We start from the raw sequence: 23,272 nt of genomic DNA on the forward strand, positions 1-23,272 counted from the left end.
GGTTTAAGCCTGTTCCAACGAGGTTTCAACACGGGTGGCACCGGCCGGGATTTTCCCTGCCGCAACCAGACGCTTGTGCTGCTCGGCTTCGATACGCTCGATCGTTTCAACCGGAACCATATAGCCCTGGTCGTCACGTGCAGCGTGGATCACGAAGTAGATGACGGTGCCGGCCAGGCTGGCGATCGCCAACCACCAGATGTGCCAGATCATCGCGAAACCGAAGACGGTCAACAGTGCGCCCATCACCACGCCAGTGGCGGTGTTGTTCGGCATGTGGATCGGCTCGTACTTGGCCGGACGCTGGTACGCAGTACCGTTTTCCTTGGCTTCAGTGAACGGGTCGATGCAGTCAGCCTTAGGCAGCACGGCAAAGTTGTAGAACGGCGGTGGCGACGAGGTCGACCATTCCAGAGTGTGTGCATTCCACGGGTCACCGTGATCGCAAACGTTCTCTGGCTTGTTACGGTCACGCACGCTCACATAGAGCTGGATCAGCTGGCAGGCAATACCTACAGCGATCATCACCGCACCGAACATGGCAACGTACAGGTACGGTACCCACTCAGGGTTGGTGGTGGCGTTCAGACGACGGGTCATGCCCATGAAGCCCAGTGCATAGAGCGGCATGAACGCGACGAAGAAGCCCGAGATCCAGAACCAGAACGCTGCTTTACCCCAGCCTTCGTGCAGCTTGAAGCCGAACGCTTTCGGGAAGTAGAACGCGAAACCAGCGATGTAACCGAATACCGCACCGCCGATGATCACGTTGTGGAAGTGCGCGATCACGAACAGGCTGTTGTGCAGAACGAAGTCAGCACCCGGGATGGCCAGCAGTACGCCGGTCATGCCGCCGATGGCGAAGGTCACCATGAAGCCCAGGGTCCACAGAACCTGGCTGGTGAAGCGCAGACGGCCCTGGTAGATGGTGAACAGCCAGTTGAATAGCTTCACACCCGTCGGGATGGAAATCAGCATCGTCGCCAGACCGAAGAAGGCGTTGACGCTGGCACCCGAACCCATGGTGAAGAAGTGGTGCAGCCAAACCATGAAGCCCAGTACCGAGATCGCGCCCGAAGCGTAGATCATCGAATGGTGGCCGAACAGTTTCTTGCCGGTGAACGCCGAGATCACTTCCGAGAAGATGCCGAATGCCGGCAGGATCAGGATGTAAACCTCAGGGTGGCCCCACGCCCAGAACAGGTTGACGTACATCATTGGATTGCCACCAAGTTCATTGGTGAAAATGTGGAAATCCATGTAACGGTCAAGGGTCAGCAGTGCCAGGGTAGCGGTCAGGATCGGGAACGAAGCCACGATCAGAACGTTTGCCCAGGTGCAGGTCCAGGTGAAGATCGGCATGTCCATCAGTTTCATGCCAGGGGTACGCATTTTCAGTACGGTCGCGAGGAAGTTAACCCCCGTCAGCGTCGTACCTAACCCGGATAGCTGTAGCGCCCAGATGTAGTAGTCCATGCCCACGCCAGGGCTGTATTGCAGACCCGACAATGGTGGATAGGCAACCCAACCGGTCTTGGCGAATTCGCCGACGCCCAGGGACAGGTTGATCAGCACTACGCCGGATACCAGCAGCCAGAAGCTCAGGGAGTTCAGGAACGGGAACGCAACGTCACGCGCGCCGATCTGCAGCGGCACTGCAAGGTTCATCAGGCCGGTGAAGAATGGCATCGCCATGAAGATGATCATGATCACACCGTGAGCGGTGAAGATCTGGTCATAGTGTTCAGGTGGCAGGTAGCCAGGCGAACCCTCGGTGGCCATGGCCAACTGGGTACGCATCATGATGGCGTCGGCAAAACCGCGCAGCAGCATGACCATGGCGACGATGATGTACATCACGCCGATTTTCTTGTGGTCAACCGAAGTCAGCCACTCGGTCCACAAGTAGGTCCACTTCTTGAAGTAGGTGATTGCAGCGAACAGCGCCAGACCACCGAGGGCGATCATGGCGATGGTCACCATCACGATCGGCTCGTGGAATGGGACTGCTTCCCAACTTAATTTACCAAACATCGTTTACTCCTCTGCCCCGGCAGCTGAATGCGAACTCGAGTCAATTTCCGTGGCCGCCACTTCTTTCTCTTTCTTCTCGTGCTTCAGCGGCTTGCCCGGCTTCATACCTTCGTACTTGTCGACGATGATCTGGAACTGGTTCGGCGTGACCGAGGAGTAGAGCTCGACTGGGTTGTTCTGGCTCGGTTTGGCAAGGGCCGCGTATTCAGCTTGATCAAGCTGTTTAGGTGACTTCTTGACTTCACTTACCCAGGCGTCGAAATCTTCCTGAGTGGTGGAGATAGCCTTGAATTTCATACCGGTGAAACCCGCGCCGCTGTAGTTGGCGGAGATACCGTCCATCTCAGCGTTGCGGTCAGCGATCAGGTGCAGCTTGGTCTGCATGCCCGCCATCGCGTAGATCTGGCCGCCCAGACCCGGGATGAAGAACGAGTTCATCACAGCGTCAGAGGTGATCTTGAAGTTGATTGGCGTGTGTGCCGGGAACACGATCTTGTTGACCGTGGCAATGCCTTGTTCCGGGTAGATGAACAGCCACTTCCAGTCCAGCGCGACCACTTCGATGGTCACTGGCTTGACGTCGGACTGGATCGGACGATACGGGTCCAGTTCGTGGGTCGAAATGTAGGTGATGTAACCCAGGGCAATGATGATCAGGACCGGGATGGTCCAGACTGCCACTTCGATCTTGGTCGAGTGCGACCATTTCGGGGTGTAGACGGCATTCTTGTTCGACGCGCGGTACTTCCAGGCGAACAGGAAGGTCATGACGATAACCGGCACGACGACCAACAGCATCAGCAGGGTCGCGGTGATGATCAGGTTTCGCTGTTCCAGGCCAACCTGGCCCGTTGGATTGAGCAAGGTCATGTTGCAGCCTCCCAGCAACAACGTGCCGAGCAGCGGCACTAGGCCTAGTAATCTGGGGTACCTGTTTTTACTCATCTCACGACCTCTAAAGCAGCTTGCGCAATGCAGTTGGGTTTTGATCGCCAACACTTCACCCTGCCAAGGGTTGGCATTTTCTTTGGATTGAATAAGGGCCGCCCGTCGCGCGTCAGACGCTCGACAAAACCTGGGACAGCGGTCAGTTCTTATTCGAATTCGTGGTCAAAGGCCTTGTTACAGACCAATTCCATTTGGTGCGGAAAGTTGGAAGGCACCGACACCTGGGTGTCTTGAAAGCCTTGCGACTCACTCGACACCCGACTTTCTGCGCAGCGCCTTAAAAAAGCGTTCCTTAATAAAGGCTGAACAGTGCCGGGAATTCAGTGCGGGCGATTGTAGATAGGTAGCGCCCTATACACCATGTCTTATCCCGAAATAATTTTTATCCGTTCGAGCAACAATCCATCGCCATTTTTGCAAAAGTTCCGCATCTTATCGAAATCAATTCTCAACAAAAACGCCAAAAATTGTAGGTGTACCCGCGTCAGTTCAGACAGCTCTGAAGGCTTTTTCCGAAGGCTCGAACAGCGCAAGCCCCGATAACCCAAGGCTTTTGGCCACATGCCAGCGCTTGTTAAAACTGCCTGCTCTGGCACTCGCGTGCTAAAGCCGAAAAACCCCGAAACAGACCAATCCTTTTTTGTAACAGCGGCCGATTCCGCGTCCCCCAAGAGCCCTGCGACGCGGCGCGTGTGACAACATGTCGCACACTTGCCACACCCTCCCTTGCCGTCCGTCACGGTGTTTTCACAAACACTCTGAAATGCAAAACGCCCCGATATGCTGATACGCAAATCGAGGCGTTTTCTGTATCGGCCAGACAGCCGAATAGTTGACTCAGCGCAGTGCTTTTCGGTTACGCGAGGTCAGCAGCGGCACCAAAATCACCACCAGCACGAACGCCACCAGTGCCCATTGCGCCAGCGACAGACCGAGGATCGGCGGGTACGGCGTCGAGCAGAAACCGTCGACCTGGAAGCCCAGCGGGAAGATCTTCGCCAGCGGCAGATCATCGACAATCGGCTGCAGCACATCGATGCCGCAGCTAACGGCCGGATAGAACTGGGTGTACACGTGATGCCCAGCCACAGCCGCCCCGGCAAGCGCGCAAATCACCACCAGTACTTCAAACACGGTGATGCTGCGACGGCTGCGCATGGCCGCGCCGATAAACGCGAAAAGCGCGATCAGCAGCAACGCATAGCGCTGCAAAATGCACAGTGGGCACGGTGCTTCGCCGAGCACGATCTGCATGTACAGCGCACCGCCGATCAGTGCCAGGCAGATGATGCCCAACAGCACCAGAAAGCGCCGCTCACGGCCCAACCGAATCGTTTCCTCGCTCATCGCGTTTCCCTTTAATGTCCATGGTTCAACCGGCTCGCGGCTGAAGGTTGTCGCAAGTCTACACCGGGGGAATAAACGATAAAGCGGTTAAGAAACGATTAACCTTTAAACACTTTTCAAGAATCTGAATCCTGTAACGGCCATCGCGAGCAGGCTCACTCCTACAAGGGATCTGCGTCGTACACCATTCTCATGTACGCCACAGCCCCTGTAGGAGTGAGCCTGCTCGCGATGAAGGCGACTCAGTCTTAAGGATTATTCCAGAGCCGAAGCCGGCCCGAAGAACTCATAACGACTCTGCTTCTCCGGCACACCCAGCGCCTTCAGATGACGCTTGATCGCACCCATGAAACCCTTCGGTCCAAGGAAGTAAGCGTCGACATCACGCTGAGCCGGCAACCACTCGCCCAGCAGTGCCTGATCCAGCATCCCGACCTTGTCCGCCGCCGGGCTGACACCGTCATCTTCGGCGTAGCAGTAAAAACGCTTGAGTTGCGGATTACGCTCAGCCAGATCATCAATCCAGTCACGGAACGCATGCACGCTGCCGTTACGCGCGCAGTGGATAAAGTGCACCGGACGCTTGGTTTCCAGCGCGGCTTCAAGCATCGCCAGAGTTGGCGTGATGCCGACGCCGCCGCTGATCAACACCAACGGCTTATCGCTCGCGGTCAAGGTGAACTCGCCCGATGGTGGAAACAGCTGGATGCTCGCGCCGACCTGCAGTTGATCGTGCAAGTGATTGGACGCACGACCACCCGGTTCGCGTTTGACGCTGATGCGGTACTGACCCTTGTTCGCCAGGGCCGACAGCGAGTAGTTGCGGCGGATTTCTTCGCCGTCGAGGATCAGCTTCATGCCGATGTACTGACCCGGTTCGGCCGCGAGGATCGGGCCTTTGTCAGCAGGCTCGAAGTAGAAGGAGATGATTTCTGCACTCTCCTCGACCTTGGCCGCAACGATGAACTCACGCGCCCCGCGCCAGCCGCCGACGGCTTGTTCTTTCTGGTCGTAGATGGCGGTTTCGGCGCCGATCAGAATGTCCGCCAATTGGCCGTACGCCGCGCCCCAGGCGCTCATCACTTCTGGCGTGGCGATCTCTTCGCCGAGCACTTCGGAGATGGCGCGCAGCAAACAGGCGCCGACAATCGGGTAGTGCTCCGGGAGGATCTGCAGGGCCACATGCTTGTTGATGATCTTCGCCACCAGATCGCCCAACTGGTCGAGCTGATCGATGTGCCGTGCATACATCAATACGCCGTTAGCCAAGGCGCGAGGCTGATCGCCGCTGGCCTGGTGCGCCTGGTTGAACAGCGGGCGGACCTCAGGGTATTCAGAGAGCATCATGCGGTAGAAGTGAGTGATCAGCGCTTCACCGCCGCTTTCCAACAGAGGCACGGTTGATTTGACGATGGCACGATCCTGGACGCTAAGCATAAGAATGACTCCTGAGCTTTCTTGAAAAGTTACCTTAGGGTTATCAGGTTCCGTGCCAACTTATTTATCCATATAAATCAATAGCTTGAAAATATCGTAGTCATAAAGACTCAAAGCCCCTTATAGTCATCCGGACTACATCTTGTCTCTTTGACTACAAGACCATGACCGCCAAATCCCTGCTGACCGCCCTGCTGCCTCTCGTCTCCGACTTGTCCCGCGAACTGCCCGAGGGCGAGCGTTATCGACGTTTACTGGAAGCCATGCGCGCCTTGCTGCCCTGCGACGCTGCAGCGTTGTTGCGCCTCGACGGCGAAGCGCTGGTGCCGCTGGCGGTGGACGGTTTAAGCACCGACACCCTCGGCCGGCGCTTCAAGGTCAGCGAACACCCGCGCTTTGAAATACTCTTGAGCGGTGCCGGACCCACGCGATTCGCCGCCGACAGCGACTTGCCCGATCCTTATGACGGCTTGGTCGATGGCCTCGACGAACACCTCGAAGTCCACGATTGCCTCGGCTGTCCTTTATTCGTCGATGAAAAACTCTGGGGCCTGATTACCCTCGACGCTCTCGATCCCGAGCGGTTCGAGCCGATCGAACTCGATGCCTTGCAAGCCTTCGCCAGCCTGGCCTCGGCCACGGTCAATGCCGCCGAACGTATTCAACGCCTGGCCAATCGCGCAGAAGACGAACATCAGCGCGCCGAGGTTTATCGTCAGGCGAGCGGCCAGCAGAATCGCGAAATGATCGGTCAGAGCAAGGCGCTGAAGAAGTTAGTGGAAGAGATCAATCTGGTCGGCGGCAGCGATCTGACCGTGTTGATCACCGGCGAAACCGGCGTTGGCAAAGAGCTGGTCGCCCAAGCCATTCACGCCGCCTCACCGCGCGCCGACAAACCGATCATCAGCCTCAACTGCGCCGCGCTGCCGGATACGCTGGTCGAAAGCGAACTGTTCGGCCACGTGCGCGGCGCCTTCACCGGCGCCACCAGCGACCGGCGTGGCAAGTTCGAACTGGCCAATGGCGGCACGCTGTTTCTCGATGAGGTCGGTGAATTGTCCCTGACCGTGCAGGCGAAATTGCTCCGCGTCTTGCAGAGCGGCCAGTTGCAGCGTTTGGGCTCGGACAAGGAGCATCAGGTCGATGTGCGCCTGATTGCCGCGACCAACCGCGACCTCGCCGAGGAAGTGCGCAGCGGTCGCTATCGTGCCGACTTCTACCATCGCCTCAGCGTCTACCCGTTGCGCGTGCCGGCGCTGCGTGATCGCGGCCGCGATGTGTTGCTGCTCAGTGGTTTCTTCCTCGAACAGAATCGCTCGCGCATGGGCCTCAACAGCCTGCGCCTGAACAGCGACGCCCAGGAAGCACTGCTCGCCTACACTTGGCCAGGCAACGTGCGTGAGCTGGAACACTTGATCGGCCGCAGTGCGCTGAAGGCGCTGGGCAACTGCAAGGTGCGGCCGAAGATTCTCAGTTTGAGCGCGGCGGATCTGGATTTGCCGCGCGAGGTTGTGGATAACTCGGTTGAGGCTGTTGCCGGTGTCGTGGCTGAGATGCCGCTGATCAGTGGGGATTTGCGCAGTGCGACCGAGCAGTATCAGCGGCGCTTGATCAGTGCGGCGCTGGAGCGTAATCAGGATAACTGGGCGAGTGCGGCGCGGGAGTTGGGGCTGGATCGGGCGAATCTTGGGCGGATGGCCAAACGGCTCGGGATGAAGAGCTAAAAGCACACCCTCACCCTAGCCCTCTCCCTGAGGGAGAGGGGACTGACCGAGGTGTTTTGCGTAATACGCCGACCTGAAACATCGAGTCGATTATGGATTCAGCAGAGCAGGTTCAGATCGGTGAATTACTACAATATCCCCCAATCGGCCCCCTCTCCCTCCGGGAGAGGGCTGGGCGGGCGGCGTTCCGATGAGGGGCTTTGGCTTTTGATCTGCACGCCACCCGACAACTAACCTAAAGCCCACCCCTTTAACGCCGATAACCCGGCATCAATAGTTTCTGGCGATTTGCACCCTCGCCCACCACCTTTCCACAGAAGGTTCATATGTCCTCCACCAAAGCCCGCGCAGACTCACTTTCGCTTCTGCTGTTTACCTTGCGCAGCGGCAAGTTGATGGCGATCAACCTGCTGAAAGTCAGTGAAATCATCCCCTGCCCGCCGCTGACCAAACTGCCGGAGTCGCACCCGCACGTGAAAGGTATCGCCACGTTGCGCGGCGCCTCGCTGTCGGTCATCGACCTCAGCCGCGCCATCGGCGAGCGCCCGCTGGAAGATCCCAACGGCGGCTGCCTGATCGTCACCGACGTCAGCCGCTCCAAGCAGGGCCTGCACGTACAAGCGGTGAGCAAAATCGTCCACTGCCTGACCACCGACATCAAACCGCCGCCGTTCGGCTCCGGCGGTTCGCGCGCCTACATCACCGGCGTGACCTCGGTGGACGGCACACTGGTGCAGGTGCTGGATATCGAAAAAGTTATCCACAGCATCGCCCCGGCGCAGATCGAAATGGCCCCGACCGACCTGAGCATGGAAGACGCTGATGTGCTCGGCAACGCGCGGATTCTGGTGGTCGACGACAGCCAGGTGGCGCTGCAGCAATCGGTGCACACCCTGCGCAACCTCGGCCTGCAATGCCACACCGCACGCAGTGCCAAGGAAGCCATCGACTGCCTGCTCGACCTGCAAGGCACGGCGCAACAAATCAACCTGATTGTCTCCGACATCGAAATGTCCGAGATGGACGGCTACGCCTTCACCCGCACTTTGCGCGAGACCCCGGACTTCGCCCATCTGTACGTGCTGCTGCACACCTCGCTCGACAGCGCGATGAACAGCGAGAAAGCGCGTCTGGCCGGGGCGAATGGCGTACTGACCAAGTTCTCCTCGCCGGAACTGACCCACTGCCTGATCGAAGCGGCCAAACACGTCGCGGCACACGGGCACTGAGTCTTGGCTGAGACGTACTGTTTTTTGATGCGGCGCGACCTCGGTAAGGACGCGCCGGATGCACCTTGGCCACAAGACATTGAACTGTGCACGTACTCCGTCGGAATGGCGGCGGACGTGCATCATTTGATGCAACTCGGTTATCACGAAGGCGGCGGCCGGGTACCAGCACTGGACGCTTGGCAGCAACAGTTCGAGACCGATCCTGAATATGATCCGACGCTGTGTTTAATTGCCCGTGATGGCGAAGGCGTGGTCGGTGTGGCGCAATGCTGGACCAGCGCCTATATCAAGAATCTGGTGGTGCATCCGCGCATGCAGGGCCGCGGACTGGGCCGGGCGTTGCTGCTCAATGCATTCAAGGTGTTTCAGCAACGCCGCGAAGGGTTTGTTGATCTGAAGGTGCTGGAAGACAACCGGCGGGCGCAGCGCTTGTATGAAAGTGCCGGGATGTATGTGGTCCGGCGGGAGTTGGTGCCGGACTGAAAGTCCGTCATCGCGAGCAGGCTCACTCCTACAGGGGAATGCATTCCAAAATGTAGGAGTGAGCCTGCTCGCGATGGGGCCACCCCAGACAACTTTTCACCCCCGGCACACTCCAACCTTGGCCACCCACGACCAAGGACGCCCACCATGAAAACCCTCACCGCAAGCCTGCTCTGCCTCACCGCCCTCACCTCCCAAGCCCACGCCTCCAGCCCCGACGCCTGGGCCGCCTACGACAAAACCGTGCTCGCCAGTTGCACCAAAGCCAGCGGCCTGAAAAACGCCAAACCCGTCGGCACGCCCGCACAATTCGATGACCGTGTCGGCTACACCGCCATTCTGCTGCAAGGCCAATACCCGCAAAAACACATGAAAGGCCAGCAAGGCGCCGAGCTGTGCCTGTACAACAAAAAATCGAAAACTGCTTTCGTCACCGAGTGGGACTCGATCCGTCCGACCGGCAAAACCCAGTGAATGGCGCATAACTTGCTTCGATCCGCGCCTGTGCGGTGGTTTTCCGCCACCGTTTCACACCCTGATTGAAGACAGATCGCTCAATGAATACGACGTTTTCCTGCGTAGGCTGCGGCAAATGCTGCACCGATCACCATGTCCCGCTGACCCTGGCCGAAGCCCGCATGTGGGCGGCGGATGGCGGTCAGGTGATCGTGTTGGTCGAGGCCTTTCTTGGTAATGGCCTGGGTTTACCGGCGCAGCAGCGTGAACATGCCGAACGGCGCTCAGTGGTCGTTCGCAGCGGCGCAACGAACGCCCATGTGGCGATCACCTTCGCCGCTTACAACGTCGGCCCCTGCCGGAATCTTGACGAAGACAAACTGTGCCGGATCTACGAGCGGCGGCCGTTGGTGTGTCGCATCTATCCGGCGGAAATCAATCCGCATATACCGCTCAACCCGGCCGCCAAGGATTGTCCGCCGGAGTCCTGGCAACAGGGGCCGGTGTTGATTGCTGGCGGTGAGTTGGTGGATCAGGAACTGGTGGAGTTGATTCAGCGCTCGCGTCAGGCGGATCGAGATGATATCGGCATCAAGGACGCGATCTGCGCGATGCTGGGGATTCGTACCACAGCGCTGAAAGGAGACGGGTTTACTGCGTACTTGCCGAACATGGAGGCGTTTGCTGCGGTGATTGATCAGGTTACCGCGCAACCGCTGGCAACTGCTCCGAGTGAGTGGGTGTTTCATGTGTCCGGAGATGATGTGGCCGGGCAAGTGTTGGCGGCCGGAGCGCAGGTGGTGACTGAACCCGCGCAGACGTATGCGTTTATTTCGCTGCGGGCGGCTTGATCCAGTTTCTTCAGCGTCCGCCCGGGCCTCATCGCTGGCAAGCCAGCGAAAGGTCCGGCACAGGCAGTATCAATCGCCGCGTTGAGCGCAGGCAGGATTAAAACTCAGCGCTTACCCATCGAACGACGGGTGCCCGGCGGCGCCATGCCCGGGGTCTTGGTGTGGCCGTTCTTGGCGCCGTTCTTGTACCACGGCTGGTTCGAGCCTTTGGCAGAAGCCAGTTCGCCCGGTTTGAACGGAAATTTGAACGCCGGGATATCGGCTTTGGTATCGCTGGTGTCGGCCAGTTCAGCCGGGACATCGCTAACAGCGTCGTCAACCGGCGGCAGGGTCGGGGAAGTCATAAAAGCTCCGGAAAGCAAAAAGTCGGGCCCGATCAGTGAGCCGCGAAGGCGCGCAGTATACCTGTGCGCCAAGGTTGGGCACCTGAAGATTTGCAGCGCACGCCGAACGGTTTACAGGTAGGTGATGGTGACGATGCCTTTGTCAGTCGAGGTCTTGAGTGCTTCGTAGCGCATGGAAATCGGCAGCGACTGATGACTGCAAGCGTTGCGATCGGTGTCGACATCGACTTTCACACCGGCTTGATTTCGATCTGGCGAGACTCACGAGACGCAAACGCCCCGACTGGTCCGACCTGACAACCCGAGTCAACGATTTGCCCGGCGAAGCGGATCTCGCCGGATTGACTGGCAGGCGCTGCAAACGTAGTGAGTGGAAGCAAGAGGAGCACAGATGGCAGAGCGGTTTTCAGCTTCATTTCAAGACACTCCCGGGGTGAGCGGCCCAGAGAACCCGGGCTACACAATGTTTATCCGCGTGCAGGGACGGATCTTGAGAAGCGTAGTGGGTAAATAAGTCCCTGATTGGGACTGATCGGTCCCTTTTTGGGACCGTTATACCGCCATCGCGAGCAGGCTCACTCCTACAATTGGAATGCGTTTTAACTGTGGGAGCCAGCCTGCTGGCGATGAACGATGAAGCGGTGTTCAACCCTGAGGATCAACCCGATCCAGCGCCCGGTTCACCGCCAGCTCGGCAAGCATGACAATCTGCTGGATCGCTAGCGCCGTGCTGCGCTGCGGGCGACTGAGCTGATCAGCCAGATCACCGGCCATGACATTGGCTGAAGCCAGCGATTCGCAGGCGTGAGCGAGTAGGCTTTCGGTGTCGATGTTCGGGTGGATGAGGAACATCGTACTGGGCTGACGCGGTTTGACCGGTTCGGGACAGAGGTAGAAATCGAGAGCGCGCTTGATGGCTTCGCGGGTTTTTATCTGGTCGTCAGCGCGGATGGCGTCTTCGAGTGGGGTGGTGGGATCGATGGGTGGATCTGGAACTGGCTTAGTCATTGGAAACCCTATTTTGCAAATGGGAGCCATCCCTTGCCGTTTCTCACGCGGCGAAGTGGGTGGCAGCTATGTGCGGGGTGAGAAACCGGAAAAATAGGAAACCGGCCAGACCGAAGTCTGCCCGCACATAGCCGCCATGAAGCATTTGCAGGCAGCGGACAAGCCGCCGGCAATTATGCGGACTGATGGACTGATTCACTAATTTTTCAGGGTTCTCACACCCGATCACCGAGTTTTCGGCGACAGCCAAAGACTAGAGAGCGCACGTCCGACGGACAACCTGAAAACCTTGTGGGAAGGTTCTGGTTATTTGACACAAATTTAAACAGCCAAAGCCAACCCTCACCCTAGCCCTCTCCCGAAGGGAGAGGGGACTGACCGAGGTGTTTGGCAGAGCTACGCCGACGTGCGATACCGTGTTGAACTCAGGTTTTGAAACAGATCAAAAGCCCCTCACCCTGGCCCTTTCCCGGAGGGAGAGGAGACTGATTGAGGTGTTTGGGCGAAGTACGTCGACGTGAAATACCGAGCCGAACTCAGATTCTGAAACAGATCAAAAGCCCCTGACCCTAGCCCTCTCCCGAAGGGAGAGGGGACTGACCGAGGTGTTTGGGAGAGTTACGCCGACGTGCAGTGCCGCGTTGAATTCAGATCTTGAAAAGCCCACAAATCGGCTCCCTCTCCCTCGGGAGAGGGCTGGGGTGAGGGGCAAATCCACCAAAAAACCAAAGCCGAACACCCGCTCCTCACCACTCAATAGGCCGAGTGTCAGCTCGCCTGCTCTTGATCTTGATCCGCGGGCGACGTCGGAAGGCTGAGTGGAGGGATTGATCCGGGCGTAGGAGCGCAGCGACCGTTTGGCGCAGCCAAACACAGCGAGAGGAGGTGCAGCGAAGCAAACCGTAGGCGCTGCGCCCGGATCGATCCCGGAGCGAAGGAACCCCGAGCCCCAGCGAGCGGGCCGTACGTAGGAGCAAGCGTTTTTTGCTTACTTTTTTAGGCGCTTGTAAAAAAGTGAGTCGCCGTAAGGGCGAAACCCTAAGCCGCCGTTACCGCAGCAACGGATATGTACACAGCGAAACTGACAGCGCCGACAGCTAGCCGTCACCCTCCTGACCCCCAAACAAGTTTATAAAGACCCTAACCCTGCCCAAACTCCGTCCGGCGCCCACCCCGCATGCGAATCCAAAAGAACAAAGCCCTGCTCGCCACCCTATTGATCGCCCTCGCAGGCGCAGGTCTGTGGTACGCCCTGAAACCCGCCCCCACCAAACTCGCCACCCCCACCGCCATCCCCGTGCGAGTCATAGCGGTCAGCGCAAAAGACGTCCCCCGCTACACCAGCGGCATCGGCTCCGTACTCTCATTACACAGCGTCGTAGTGCGCCCACAAATAGACGGCATCCTCACCAAAATCCTCGTCAAAGAAGGCCAGCTCGTCAAAGCCGGCGACCTGCTGGCCACCATCGACGACCGCTCAATCCGCGCCAGCCTCGACCAGGCCCGCGCGCAACTGGGCGAAAGCCAGGCGCAACTGCAAGTCGCCCTGGTCAACCTCAAACGCTACAAACTGCTCACCGTCGACGACGGCATCTCGAAACAGACCTACGACCAGCAACAAGCCCTGGTCAACCAATTGAAGGCCACCGCCCAAGGCAACCAGGCCTCCATCGATTCCGCACAAGTACAACTTTCCTACACGCAGATCCGCTCCCCGGTCACCGGCCGCGTCGGTATTCGCACCGTCGACGAAGGCAACTTCCTGCGCATGACCGACACCGCCGGCCTGTTCACCGTCACCCAGATCGACCCGATTGCCGTCGAATTTTCCCTGCCCCAGCAAATGCTGCCGACCCTGCAAGGCCTGATCAACGATCCACAGCGCGCACAGGTCAAGGCGTACATCGGCGCCGACACCGACGGTGAAACCGGCAACCTGCTCGGCGAAGGTCACCTGACCCTGATCGACAACCAGATCAACGCCAACACCGGCACCATCCGTGCCAAAGCCGAATTCGCCAACGCCAGCCAGAAGCTCTGGCCCGGCCTGCTGGTCACGGTAAAAATTCAGACAGCCCTCGACAAAGATGCGCTGGTGGTTCCGCCCACCGTCGTACAACGTGGCCTCGACCAACACTTCGTTTACCGCGTGAACGGCGACAAGGTCGAAGCCGTGCAAGTGCAGATGGTTTACCAAGGCAGCGGCCAGGACATCATCAAAGGTGTGAAGGCCGGTGACGTGCTGGTCACCGACGGCCAGTCGCGGCTCAAACCCGGCTCGACCGTGCAAGTCATGAGCGAGCCGCCGCAAGTGGTGCAGGCGGAGCCGAAACCATGAAGGCGCACAAAGGCGTTTCGACGTGGTGCATCGATCACCCGGTCGCCACAATCCTGCTGACCATCGCTCTGGTGCTGGTCGGTTTGATTGCCTTCCCGCGCTTGCCGATTGCCCCACTGCCGGAAGCGGAATTTCCGACAATTCAGGTGTCCGCGCAGTTGCCAGGCGCCAGCCCCGACACCATGGCCTCGTCCGTGGCCACGCCGCTGGAGGTGCAATTCAGTGCCATCCCCGGCATGACCCAGATGACCTCCAGCAGTGCCTTGGGCTCCAGCCTTTTGACCCTGCAATTCACCCTCGATAAAAGCATCGACACCGCCGCGCAGGAAGTCCAAGCGGCGATCAACACCGCCGCCGGCAAACTGCCCAAGGACATGCCGACGCTACCGACCTGGAAGAAGGTCAACCCGGCCGACAGCCCGGTGCTGATCCTCAGCGTCAGCTCGACGCAAATGCCCGGCACCGAACTCAGCGATCTGGTGGAAACCCTGCTCTCGCGTCAGATCAGTCAGATCGACGGCGTGGGACAAATCAACATCACCGGTCAGCAACGTCCGGCGATTCGCGTACAAGCCTCGGCCGACAAACTCGCGGCGATCGGCCTGACCCTCGCCGACATTCGTCTGGCGATCCAGCAGACCAGCCTTAACTTGGCCAAAGGTGCGCTGTACGGCGAATCGAGCATCTCGACGCTGTCGACCAACGACCAGTTGTTCCACCCCGAGGACTACAGCCAACTCATCGTTTCCTACAAGGATGGCGCGCCGGTTCACCTGCGCGATGTCGCCAAAGTCGTCAACGGTTCGGAAGATGCCTACGTGCAAGCGTGGGCCGGTGATCAACCGGGGGTGAATCTGGTGATCTCGCGTCAACCGGGCGCGAACATCGTTGAAACCGTTGACCGCATTCAAGCCGCCCTGCCCGGCCTTGAAGCGATGTTGCCAGCTTCGGTGCAAGTGAAAACCCTGATCGACCGCACCCAAACCATTCGTGCCTCGCTGCATGAGGTCGAGATCACCCTATTGATCGCGATCCTGCTGGTGGTCGCGGTGATGGCGCTGTTTCTGCGCCAATTGTCAGCGACCTTGATTGTTTCGGCGGTGCTCGGCGTGTCGTTGATCGCCAGTTTCGCGCTGATGTATATCCTCGGTTTCAGCCTGAACAACCTGACGCTGGTGGCGATCGTGGTGGCCGTGGGATTTGTGGTCGACGATGCGATCGTGGTGGTGGAGAACATCCACCGGCATCTGGAGGCCGGCGACGATATGCGCGAAGCGGCGATCAAGGGCGCCGGCGAGATCGGCTTCACGGTAGTTTCGATCAGTTTCTCGCTGGTGGCGGCGTTTATTCCGCTGCTGTTCATGGGCGGTGTGGTCGGGCGTCTGTTCAAGGAGTTCGCCCTGACCGCAACCTCCACCATCATGATTTCCGTGGTGGTCTCGCTGACCCTGGCGCCGACTCTCGCTGCATTGTTCATGCGTAAACCGGTGCACCACGCCCACGACAAACCGGGTTTCAGCGAACGCCTGCTCGGCTGGTACGAACGAGGACTGCGCCGCGCCCTCGCCCATCAGAAACTGATGATCGGCGTGTTCGGTTTATCGCTGGCCATGGCCATCGGCGGTTACATCTTTATCCCCAAGGGCTTCTTCCCGGTGCAGGACACCGGTTTCGTCCTCGGCACCACCGAAGCCGCTGCGGATATTTCCTACGGCGACATGGTGAAAAAACACTTGGCCATGGCCGAAATCGTCGCTGCCGATCCGGCCGTGCAGGCGTTCTCCCATTCGGTCGGCGTGTCCGGCAGCAACCAGACCATCGCCAACGGCCGCTTCTGGATCGCCCTGAAAAAACGCGGCGACCGTGATGTCAGCGCCAGCCAGTTCATCGACCGCATCCGTCCGCAACTGATGAAAGTCCCCGGCATCGTCCTCTATCTGCGCGCCGGCCAGGACATCAACCTCAGCTCCGGCCCGAGCCGCGCGCAGTATCAATACGTGCTCAAGAGTAACGACGGCGCAACCCTCGCGACATGGACGCAACGCCTCACCGAAAAACTGCGCAGCAACCCAGCGTTCCGCGACATTTCCAACGACCTGCAACTGGGCGGCAGCATCACCCACATCAGCATCGACCGCAGCGCCGCCGCGCGTTTTGGCCTGACCGCCAGCGATGTCGACGAGGCGCTGTACGACGCCTTCGGTCAACGGCAGATCAATGAATTCCAGACCCAGGTCAACCAGTACAACGTGATTCTGGAGCTGGACACCAAACAACGCGGCAAGGCCGAAAGCCTCAACTACTTTTACCTGCGCTCGCCGCTGAGTGGCGAGATGGTGCCGCTGTCGGCGCTGGCCAAGTTCGATGCGCCGACTATTGGCCCGTTGTCGATTGCCCACGATGGCATGTTCCCGGCCGCCAACCTGTCGTTCAATCTGGCGCCCGGCGTGGCGTTGGGTGATGCGGTAATTCTGCTCAATCAGGCCAAGGCCGAGATCGGCATGCCCACCGCGATCAGCGGCAATTTCCAGGGCGCGGCGCAGGCGTTCCAGAGTTCGCTGGCCAGTCAGCCGTGGCTGATTCTCGCGGCGCTGGTGGCGGTGTACATCATTCTCGGTGTGCTTTATGAAAGCTTCGTGCACCCGCTGACGATCATCTCGACGCTGCCGGCGGCGGGTTTGGGCGCGGTGATCATGCTGTGGATCTGCGGCCAGGACTTTTCGATCATGGCGCTGATCGGTCTGGTGTTGCTGATCGGTATCGTCAAGAAGAACGGCATCCTGATGATCGACTTCGCCCTCGAAGCCCAACGACACCGAGGCCTGTCGCCGCAGGATGCGATTTTCGAGGCGTGCATCACGCGATTCCGGCCGATCATCATGACCACCCTCGCCGCCCTGCTCGGCGCCCTGCCGCTGATGCTCGGTTACGGCACCGGCGCCGAGTTGCGCCAGCCGCTGGGGATCGCGGTGGTGGGCGGTTTGCTGGTCAGCCAGATGCTGACGTTGTTTACCACTCCAGTCATATACTTGTGGCTCGAGCGGCTGTTTCACCGGCACTCACACCCACCAGCCCCATCGCCCGCACCGGCATTGGCGACCACAGACTGAGGCAGGGTCATGCGCGTTCTGATTATCGAAGACGAGGAAAAAACCGCGGACTATCTACACCGCGGTCTGACGGAACAGGGTTACACCGTGGATCTGGCCCGCGACGGCGTCGAGGGTCTGCATCTGGCGCTGGAAAGCGACTACGCGGTGATCGTCCTCGACGTCATGTTGCCGGGCCTCGACGGCTTCGGCGTACTGCGCGCATTGCGTGCACGCAAGCAGACCCCGGTGATCATGCTCACCGCCCGCGAGCGCGTCGAAGACCGCATCAAAGGCCTGCGCGACGGTGCCGACGATTACCTCGGCAAACCGTTTTCCTTCCTTGAACTGGTCGCGCGCCTGCAAGCGCTGACCCGGCGCAGTGGCGGGCATGAACCGGTGCAGGTGAGCATCGCCGACCTGTGGATAGATCTGATCAGCCGCAAGGCCACTCGCGCTGGCACCCGACTGGATCTGACGGCCAAAGAGTTTTCGCTGCTTAGCGTACTGGCCCGCCGGCAAGGTGAAATTCTTTCGAAAACCGCCATCGCCGAGATGGTCTGGGACATCAATTTCGACAGCGATGCGAACGTCGTCGAAGTGGCGATCAAACGCCTGCGCGCCAAGCTCGACGGGCCGTTCGACGAGAAGTTGCTGCACACCATTCGCGGCATGGGTTATGTGCTGGAGAGCCGTGGTGTCCAGTAATTCGATTGCCCTGCGCCTGAGCGGAATGTTCACGCTGGTGGCGTTAGTGGTGTTTCTGTTGATCGGCGGCGCGTTGTATCAGCAGGTCGACAAAGGCTTGGGATTGCTCCCGGAAGCCGAGCTGGATGCGCGTTATAGCGTGCTCGAATCGGCGCTCAATCGCTTTGGCACGCCAGAGCATTGGCTGAAGATAAACGCCAAGTTGAAGCTGCTCGGCGAAGAGGACAAACGCATTCGGTTCTGGGCGGTGAGCGGCGATCCGGGTTACGAATACGGTCAGCCGGACGCCGCGATTCGGGCCTTCGCCCAAGGCCCGCTGGGCATGCATGACCTGCAGTTGCCCAACCATCCTTATCCGTTGAAAGTACTGCTGACCGAGCTGCCGGCCAAAGATCAGCGCCCGCCGCTGCGCTTCATGATCGGCATCGATACCGAGACCTTTCATGAGACTCAGCACAATCTGTTGATCGCCCTGATCGGGCTGGCGATTGTCGGTGTGCTGATGGCCTCGGCGCTAGGTTATTGGGTCGCCCGGATTGGTTTGAAGCCGTTGATCAAACTGTCCCACGAGGCTCAGCGATTGGCGCCACCACTACGCGCCGGGCGTTTGCGTTTGTCACCGCTGCCACCGGAGCTTGAGCAATTTGTCGACTCGTTCAACTCGACGCTGGAACGGGTTGAAGTCGCCTACTCGCGGCTGGAATCGTTCAACGCCGACGTTGCCCATGAACTGCGTTCGCCGCTGACCAATCTGATTGGCCAGACGCAAGTGGCGCTGACCCGTGGACGCTCTGCAGAACACTACTTCGAAGTGCTGCAATCCAATCTGGAAGAACTGGAACGGCTGCGCTCGATCATCAATGACATGCTGTTTCTGGCCAGTGCCGATCAGGGCAACAAGGCGACCAAACTCACCTCCACTTCGCTGGCTGATGAGGTGGCGACGACGCTGGAATATCTGGATTTCATTCTTGAAGACGCACAGGTTGAAGTGCAGGTCAGCGGTGATGCACTGGTGCAGATCGAGGTCGCGCATTTGCGTCGGGCGTTGATCAACTTACTGAGCAATGCGGTGCAGCATACCGGGCCGGGTCAGGTGATCGAGGTTCACATTGAGGTTGAAGAACATCAGGTGAGTATTGGAGTGGCCAACCCCGGATCGCCGATTGCCAGCGAGCATTTGCCACGGTTGTTCGAGCGCTTTTATCGGGTCGATGCGTCTCGTAGTAACAGCGGTAATAACCATGGCTTGGGGCTGGCGATCGTCAAGGCGATTGCGCTGATGCATGGCGGGGATGTGTTTGTGCGCAGTGATCGGGGGATGAATACCTTCGGGATTTATTTGCCGGTCTGAAAAGCCCCTCACCCTAGCCCTCCCAAAACTTCGGAGCGCCCGGAGGTAGAGGGGACTGACCGCGTTGTTCTTTCAAGGTACACCGACCTGAAATATCCAGTCGAACTCAGGCTTTGAAAAGCCCCGATCGGCTCCCTTTCCCCCTCGCCCCCCTGGGGGAGAGGGCTGGGGTGAGGGGGTGACTTTTGCTTCTGCTGTAACAGTCATTTATGAAAATCACGCTGTTTCCCAACGCCCAGCGACCTTATCTTTGCCCGCACCAAACAGCACTCGCCAAGCGAGAAGGTTTTCAAGATGTCCAACAGTATGGGTATTGCCAGCGCGTTCGTTTTGTCCTCATTGATCCTGTCGCCGATGGCGATGGCTGAAGAATCGCAGTCGTTCGTGGCGCAAAATGTCGCTCGCGCTCAGGCCTTCGATCAGCATCAGGCCGAAGTGATGGCCAAGGCTCAGGACGCCTCGCAAGCCCCGCAGGCTGCCACTTCCCAGACTCAAGCGAGCGAGACAGACAGCTGAGTCGCGCTCCGCGCCAACGTTTCCCTCGACGCGGTTGTTTGGCTCTTCCCGTTCAACCGTCGTCATTCCAGGCCGCTGCCTTTCAGCGGCCTTTTTTCGTTGTGGTCTGAAAGCCGTTTGGTTCGTCTGTAACAACAAGAAACATCGAGCGCCTCAAAATATAGAGGCGCCAGTTGACCCAAGGAGCTCCATTGCACGTGCGTTACCCAGTTCGCTTCATCCCGCTGCTCATTGCAATTACCGCAACGATTGCCCCTGCCGCTCACGCCGACGAGCCTGCCAAGGAAGGTTTTGTCGAGGGTTCGAGCCTCAACCTCAACGCCCGCAACTACTACATGAATCGCAACCGCTTGCAGAAAGCGGACGACAACATCGAGTGGGGTCAGGGCTTTCTCGGGGTTTTCCAGTCGGGATACACCGAAGGCACGCTCGGTTTCGGCATTGATGCCCACGCCATGCTCGGGCTGAAACTGGATGGCGGTGGCGGCACCGACGGTTCGAGCATCCTGCCGGTCAGAGAGAACGGCGGCAAAGCACCGGGGGCATTTTCCACCGCAGGGGGCACGCTGAAAATGCGCGCGTTCGATACCGAGTTGAAGGCCGGTGACCTGTTCCTCACCAACCCGGTGATTGCCGGCGGTGACACGCGCATGCTGCCGCAGACCTTCCGTGGTGTGAGCCTGACCAACCACAGCTTCGATGGCTGGTTGATTGAAGGTGGCCAGGCCAGTTTCACCAAGCCTTACAACCAGAGCGGCCACACCCGCATCGGCACTTCCTACGGGACATTGGCCGAGGGCGACGAGAGTCAGCACCTGAACTGGGCCGGCGTGGCCTGGAGCGGTGTCGAAGGTCTGACCAGCAGCCTCTACGCGTCCGAGCTGAAGAACATCTGGAACCAGTACTACTACGACCTCGACTACACCTGGCAGTTGAACGACCTGGTCAGCCTCAACCCGGGCCTGCACTTCTATCACACGCAGGACACCGGCGATGCACTGCTGGGCAACATCGACAACAACACCTACAGCCTGCATTTCACCGTTGGCGTGGGTAATCACAGCGTTACCGCCGCGTATCAGCGGGTCAACGGTAATACGCCGTTCGATTACATCAGCCAGGGCGACAGCGTTTATCTGGATAACTCGCAGCAGTACTCCGACTTCAACGGCCCGAACGAACGCTCGTGGAAGCTTAAATACGCCTATGACTTTGCCGGTGTCGGCATGCCGGGGCTGACCTCGTCGGTCTCCTACTCGCGCGGCACGGTGGATCTGACCAAGGTCGACCCTGACAGCAAAGGCTATTCCAACTGGTACAGCGCCGATGGCCGCAACGCCAAACACTGGGAACGCGATCTCGACTTGCAGTACGTGGTGCAGAGCGGTCAGGCCAAGGATCTGGCGCTGCATCTGCAATGGGCGACCAACCGAGGCGGCAACGGCTACGGCGTGATTGATTCGGATACAGATGAATACCGCGTCATCATCGACTACCCGATCAACGTCTTCTAAGATCGGCGCCATAACAGCGTCTTGAATTCAGCGATGCACCCTGTGGGAGCGAGCCTGCTCGCGAAAGCGGTCTACCATTCGACATCCAGGTTGAATGACATGGCGCTTTCGCGAGCAGGCTCGCTCCAACATTGGGCATGGTTTCTGGCTTCGGCTGTGGTGTTTGGCCTACTACGCTTATAAGACTCCCCCCAACCGACAGCCCAATCATGATCGCGAGCCGTACCCCACCCGTTGCGGGCAAGACCGGACGCCCCGAGTTGCTGCTGATCTGCGGCAGTTCGCTGACCGTGATCGCGATTCTGTGCATCGTCACGTTCCTGCTGATCCGCGAGCACGCCAACGCTCAGGAATCAGCCACCCGCAGCGCCACCACCATCGCGCAACTGATCGACGCCGATGTGCTGCGCACCGTCGAGTTGTACGACTTGACGCTGCAAGGCCTGATCGCCGCAGCCCAGCGTGATGACCTGCAGGATGTCTCACCGCAGATCCGTCATCTGGCGCTGTTCGACCGCTCCACCACCGCGCGCTTCAAGGGCGACATTCTGCTGCTCGACAAACACGGCAACGTCATTGCCGACTCTTCGCGGGTCGAGCCGAAACCGGGCAACTTTGCCGACCGCGATTATTTCCTCGCCCACGCATTCAACCGTGATGTCGGCATGTTTATCAGCCGCCCGTTCAAGACACGTTGCGACTGCGACGAAGCCAACCAGTGGCGAATCAGCTTCAGTCGACGGATCTCCTCGGAAAACGGTGAGTTCGCCGGTGTGGCCGTGGCGTCGATGAAACTCGATTACTTCGACCAGTTGTTCAACAGCCTCGACATTGGCAAAGACAGCACGTTGAACATCATCGACAACGACGGCGTCCTGCTGGCGCAAAAGCCTTATCTGCAAAGTGATTCCATCGGCAAAAGCTTCGGCAACCGGCCCAACGTCATACGGATTCTGCGCGACAAAAGTGGCAATGGCAGTTTCAACAGCGTTTCCAGCATCGACCATCAACAACGCCTCTATACCTATTCGCGGGTCGGCAATCTGCCGTTGATCGTGATGGTTGCGCTGTCCAGCGACGAGGTGTTCGGCACATGGCGTCGGACCGCCCTGTTGATCAGCGGCGCCACGGGGGTGTTGTGCGTGGGTTTGCTGTGGCTGACCTGGCTGCTGGCCCGCGAGTTGCGCTTGCGCCAGCGGGCCGAGCGCGAGCTGGCGCAACTGGCCGCCACCGATGCACTGACGGGGGTGGCCAATCGGCGGATGCTCGATCAAGCGTTGCGTCATGAGTGGTTCCGCGCCCAACGCTCGGGCAAGCCGATGTCGGTGATGATGATCGATGCCGATCACTTCAAGGCCTTCAATGACCGGCATGGGCATCAGGCCGGGGATCAGGCGTTGAAAACGCTGGCTAGGGTCATTACTGAAAGTGTGCGGCGACCAGCGGATCTGGTAGCGCGTTATGGGGGTGAGGAGTTTTCGGTGATTCTCGCCGAGACCGATGGTCATGGCGCGCAGCAGATTGCCGAGCATATTCGTCAGGCTGTGGAGCAGTTGCCATTGGTCGACGGGGCCGAGCGGCCGATGACGGTGAGTATTGGCATCGCGAGCTGGACGGCGGCGAGTGAGATGACGCTGGAGCAGTTGTTGTTTGCGGCGGACAAGGCGCTTTATCAGGCCAAGGAAAGTGGGCGCAATCGGGTGGTGGTGGCTGCCTGAACGTTCTGAGGCGATCGCACCGACGCCTTCGCGAGCAGGCTCGCTCCCACATTTGAAATGCATTCCCCTGTGGGAGCGAGCCTGCTCGCGAAGAGGCCAGATCAGGCACTAGAGCAATTGCAGGCATAAAAAAAGGCCATCCAAGGATGGCCTTCAAAAAACTAGAGAGGT

20 protein-coding genes are annotated in these 23,272 nt (G+C 59.1%); 12 read left to right on the forward strand and 8 right to left on the reverse strand.

Features of this window, described 5'->3' with window-relative positions; translation table 11 throughout:
* Positions 1-3 precede the first annotated feature (3 nt).
* The 4 genes from cyoB to hmpA form a co-directional block, all read right to left on the reverse strand.
* Positions 4-2,034, reverse strand: a complete 2,031-nt coding sequence (cyoB, locus tag PspR84_RS23660; RefSeq protein WP_007916945.1) for a cytochrome o ubiquinol oxidase subunit I — start codon at positions 2,032-2,034, stop codon at positions 4-6.
* 3 nt (positions 2,035-2,037) lie between these two features.
* Entirely contained in the window at positions 2,038-2,979 is a 942-nt protein-coding gene (gene cyoA / locus PspR84_RS23665; RefSeq protein ID WP_007916947.1) for a ubiquinol oxidase subunit II, read from the reverse strand.
* A gap of 840 nt (positions 2,980-3,819) precedes the next feature.
* The gene (locus PspR84_RS23670; protein WP_160059334.1) at positions 3,820-4,329 is read right to left on the reverse strand and encodes a disulfide bond formation protein B; all 510 of its coding nucleotides are present in this window, start codon (positions 4,327-4,329) and stop codon (positions 3,820-3,822) included.
* 255 nt (positions 4,330-4,584) lie between these two features.
* Positions 4,585-5,766 carry an NO-inducible flavohemoprotein gene (gene hmpA, locus PspR84_RS23675; RefSeq protein WP_160059335.1) on the reverse strand — a complete coding sequence of 394 codons (1,182 nt, stop codon included), beginning with the start codon at positions 5,764-5,766 and terminating at the stop codon, positions 4,585-4,587.
* 164 nt (positions 5,767-5,930) lie between these two features.
* Here hmpA and norR point away from each other — a divergent pair, with 164 nt between their 5' ends.
* The 5 genes from norR to PspR84_RS23700 all read left to right on the forward strand — a co-directional run bounded on the left by norR (position 5,931) and on the right by PspR84_RS23700 (position 10,512).
* Positions 5,931-7,490 carry a nitric oxide reductase transcriptional regulator NorR gene (gene norR, locus PspR84_RS23680; protein ID WP_160059336.1) on the forward strand — a complete coding sequence of 520 codons (1,560 nt, stop codon included), beginning with the start codon at positions 5,931-5,933 and terminating at the stop codon, positions 7,488-7,490.
* A gap of 326 nt (positions 7,491-7,816) precedes the next feature.
* Positions 7,817-8,719, forward strand: a complete 903-nt coding sequence (locus PspR84_RS23685; protein ID WP_007916955.1) for a chemotaxis protein — start codon at positions 7,817-7,819, stop codon at positions 8,717-8,719.
* A 27-nt stretch (positions 8,720-8,746) separates the two neighbouring features.
* A complete protein-coding gene (locus PspR84_RS23690) occupies positions 8,747-9,205 on the forward strand; it encodes an N-acetyltransferase (RefSeq protein WP_160059337.1) in 459 nt (152 codons plus the stop codon).
* Positions 9,206-9,352: 147 nt separating this feature from the next.
* On the forward strand, positions 9,353-9,679 hold the full coding sequence (locus PspR84_RS23695) for a hypothetical protein (protein WP_160059338.1): 327 nt from the start codon (positions 9,353-9,355) through the stop codon (positions 9,677-9,679).
* 83 nt (positions 9,680-9,762) lie between these two features.
* Positions 9,763-10,512: a YkgJ family cysteine cluster protein gene (locus PspR84_RS23700; RefSeq protein WP_160059339.1), complete on the forward strand. Its 750-nt coding sequence runs from the start codon at positions 9,763-9,765 to the stop codon at positions 10,510-10,512.
* A 104-nt stretch (positions 10,513-10,616) separates the two neighbouring features.
* Here the strand turns inward: PspR84_RS23700 and PspR84_RS23705 are convergent, their stop codons facing one another.
* The 4 genes from PspR84_RS23705 to PspR84_RS23715 all read right to left on the reverse strand — a co-directional run bounded on the left by PspR84_RS23705 (position 10,617) and on the right by PspR84_RS23715 (position 11,864).
* Complete coding sequence (locus PspR84_RS23705) at positions 10,617-10,856, reverse strand: hypothetical protein (protein ID WP_102901568.1); 240 nt, start codon at positions 10,854-10,856, stop codon at positions 10,617-10,619.
* 111 nt (positions 10,857-10,967) lie between these two features.
* Positions 10,968-11,090 carry a hypothetical protein gene (locus PspR84_RS29815; protein WP_275113757.1) on the reverse strand — a complete coding sequence of 41 codons (123 nt, stop codon included), beginning with the start codon at positions 11,088-11,090 and terminating at the stop codon, positions 10,968-10,970.
* Positions 11,087-11,272 carry a hypothetical protein gene (locus PspR84_RS29735; RefSeq protein WP_238785167.1) on the reverse strand — a complete coding sequence of 62 codons (186 nt, stop codon included), beginning with the start codon at positions 11,270-11,272 and terminating at the stop codon, positions 11,087-11,089. Before PspR84_RS29735 ends, PspR84_RS29815 begins: the two co-directional genes overlap by 4 nt.
* 229 nt (positions 11,273-11,501) lie before the next feature.
* Complete coding sequence (locus tag PspR84_RS23715; protein ID WP_093430677.1) at positions 11,502-11,864, reverse strand: DUF6124 family protein; 363 nt, start codon at positions 11,862-11,864, stop codon at positions 11,502-11,504.
* 1,177 nt (positions 11,865-13,041) lie between these two features.
* On the opposite strand from PspR84_RS23715, the gene PspR84_RS23720 reads away from it, so the two are divergent.
* The 7 genes from PspR84_RS23720 (at position 13,042) to PspR84_RS23750 (ending at position 23,101) form a co-directional block, all read left to right on the forward strand.
* The gene (locus PspR84_RS23720; RefSeq protein WP_160059340.1) at positions 13,042-14,202 is read left to right on the forward strand and encodes an efflux RND transporter periplasmic adaptor subunit; all 1,161 of its coding nucleotides are present in this window, start codon (positions 13,042-13,044) and stop codon (positions 14,200-14,202) included.
* A complete protein-coding gene (locus PspR84_RS23725; protein WP_160059341.1) occupies positions 14,199-17,312 on the forward strand; it encodes a multidrug efflux RND transporter permease subunit in 3,114 nt (1,037 codons plus the stop codon). The genes PspR84_RS23720 and PspR84_RS23725 overlap by 4 nt, the downstream gene beginning before the upstream one ends.
* A 9-nt stretch (positions 17,313-17,321) precedes the next feature.
* On the forward strand, positions 17,322-17,999 hold the full coding sequence (locus PspR84_RS23730) for a heavy metal response regulator transcription factor (RefSeq protein ID WP_007916978.1): 678 nt from the start codon (positions 17,322-17,324) through the stop codon (positions 17,997-17,999).
* Entirely contained in the window at positions 17,989-19,353 is a 1,365-nt protein-coding gene (locus PspR84_RS23735; protein WP_160059342.1) for a heavy metal sensor histidine kinase, read from the forward strand. Before PspR84_RS23730 ends, PspR84_RS23735 begins: the two co-directional genes overlap by 11 nt.
* A gap of 294 nt (positions 19,354-19,647) precedes the next feature.
* Positions 19,648-19,869: a hypothetical protein gene (locus tag PspR84_RS23740; RefSeq protein WP_122599107.1), complete on the forward strand. Its 222-nt coding sequence runs from the start codon at positions 19,648-19,650 to the stop codon at positions 19,867-19,869.
* A gap of 197 nt (positions 19,870-20,066) precedes the next feature.
* Positions 20,067-21,383 (forward strand): OprD family porin, encoded by a 1,317-nt coding sequence (locus PspR84_RS23745; protein ID WP_160059343.1) that lies wholly within the window; start codon positions 20,067-20,069, stop codon positions 21,381-21,383.
* Between the two features lie 209 nt (positions 21,384-21,592).
* Positions 21,593-23,101, forward strand: coding sequence for a sensor domain-containing diguanylate cyclase (locus PspR84_RS23750; RefSeq protein WP_160059344.1), 1,509 nt, complete (start codon positions 21,593-21,595; stop codon positions 23,099-23,101).
* Positions 23,102-23,272: the final 171 nt, after the last annotated feature.

Origin of the sequence: Pseudomonas sp. R84 (assembly GCF_009834515.1) — a bacterium.
GTDB lineage: Bacteria > Pseudomonadota > Gammaproteobacteria > Pseudomonadales > Pseudomonadaceae > Aquipseudomonas.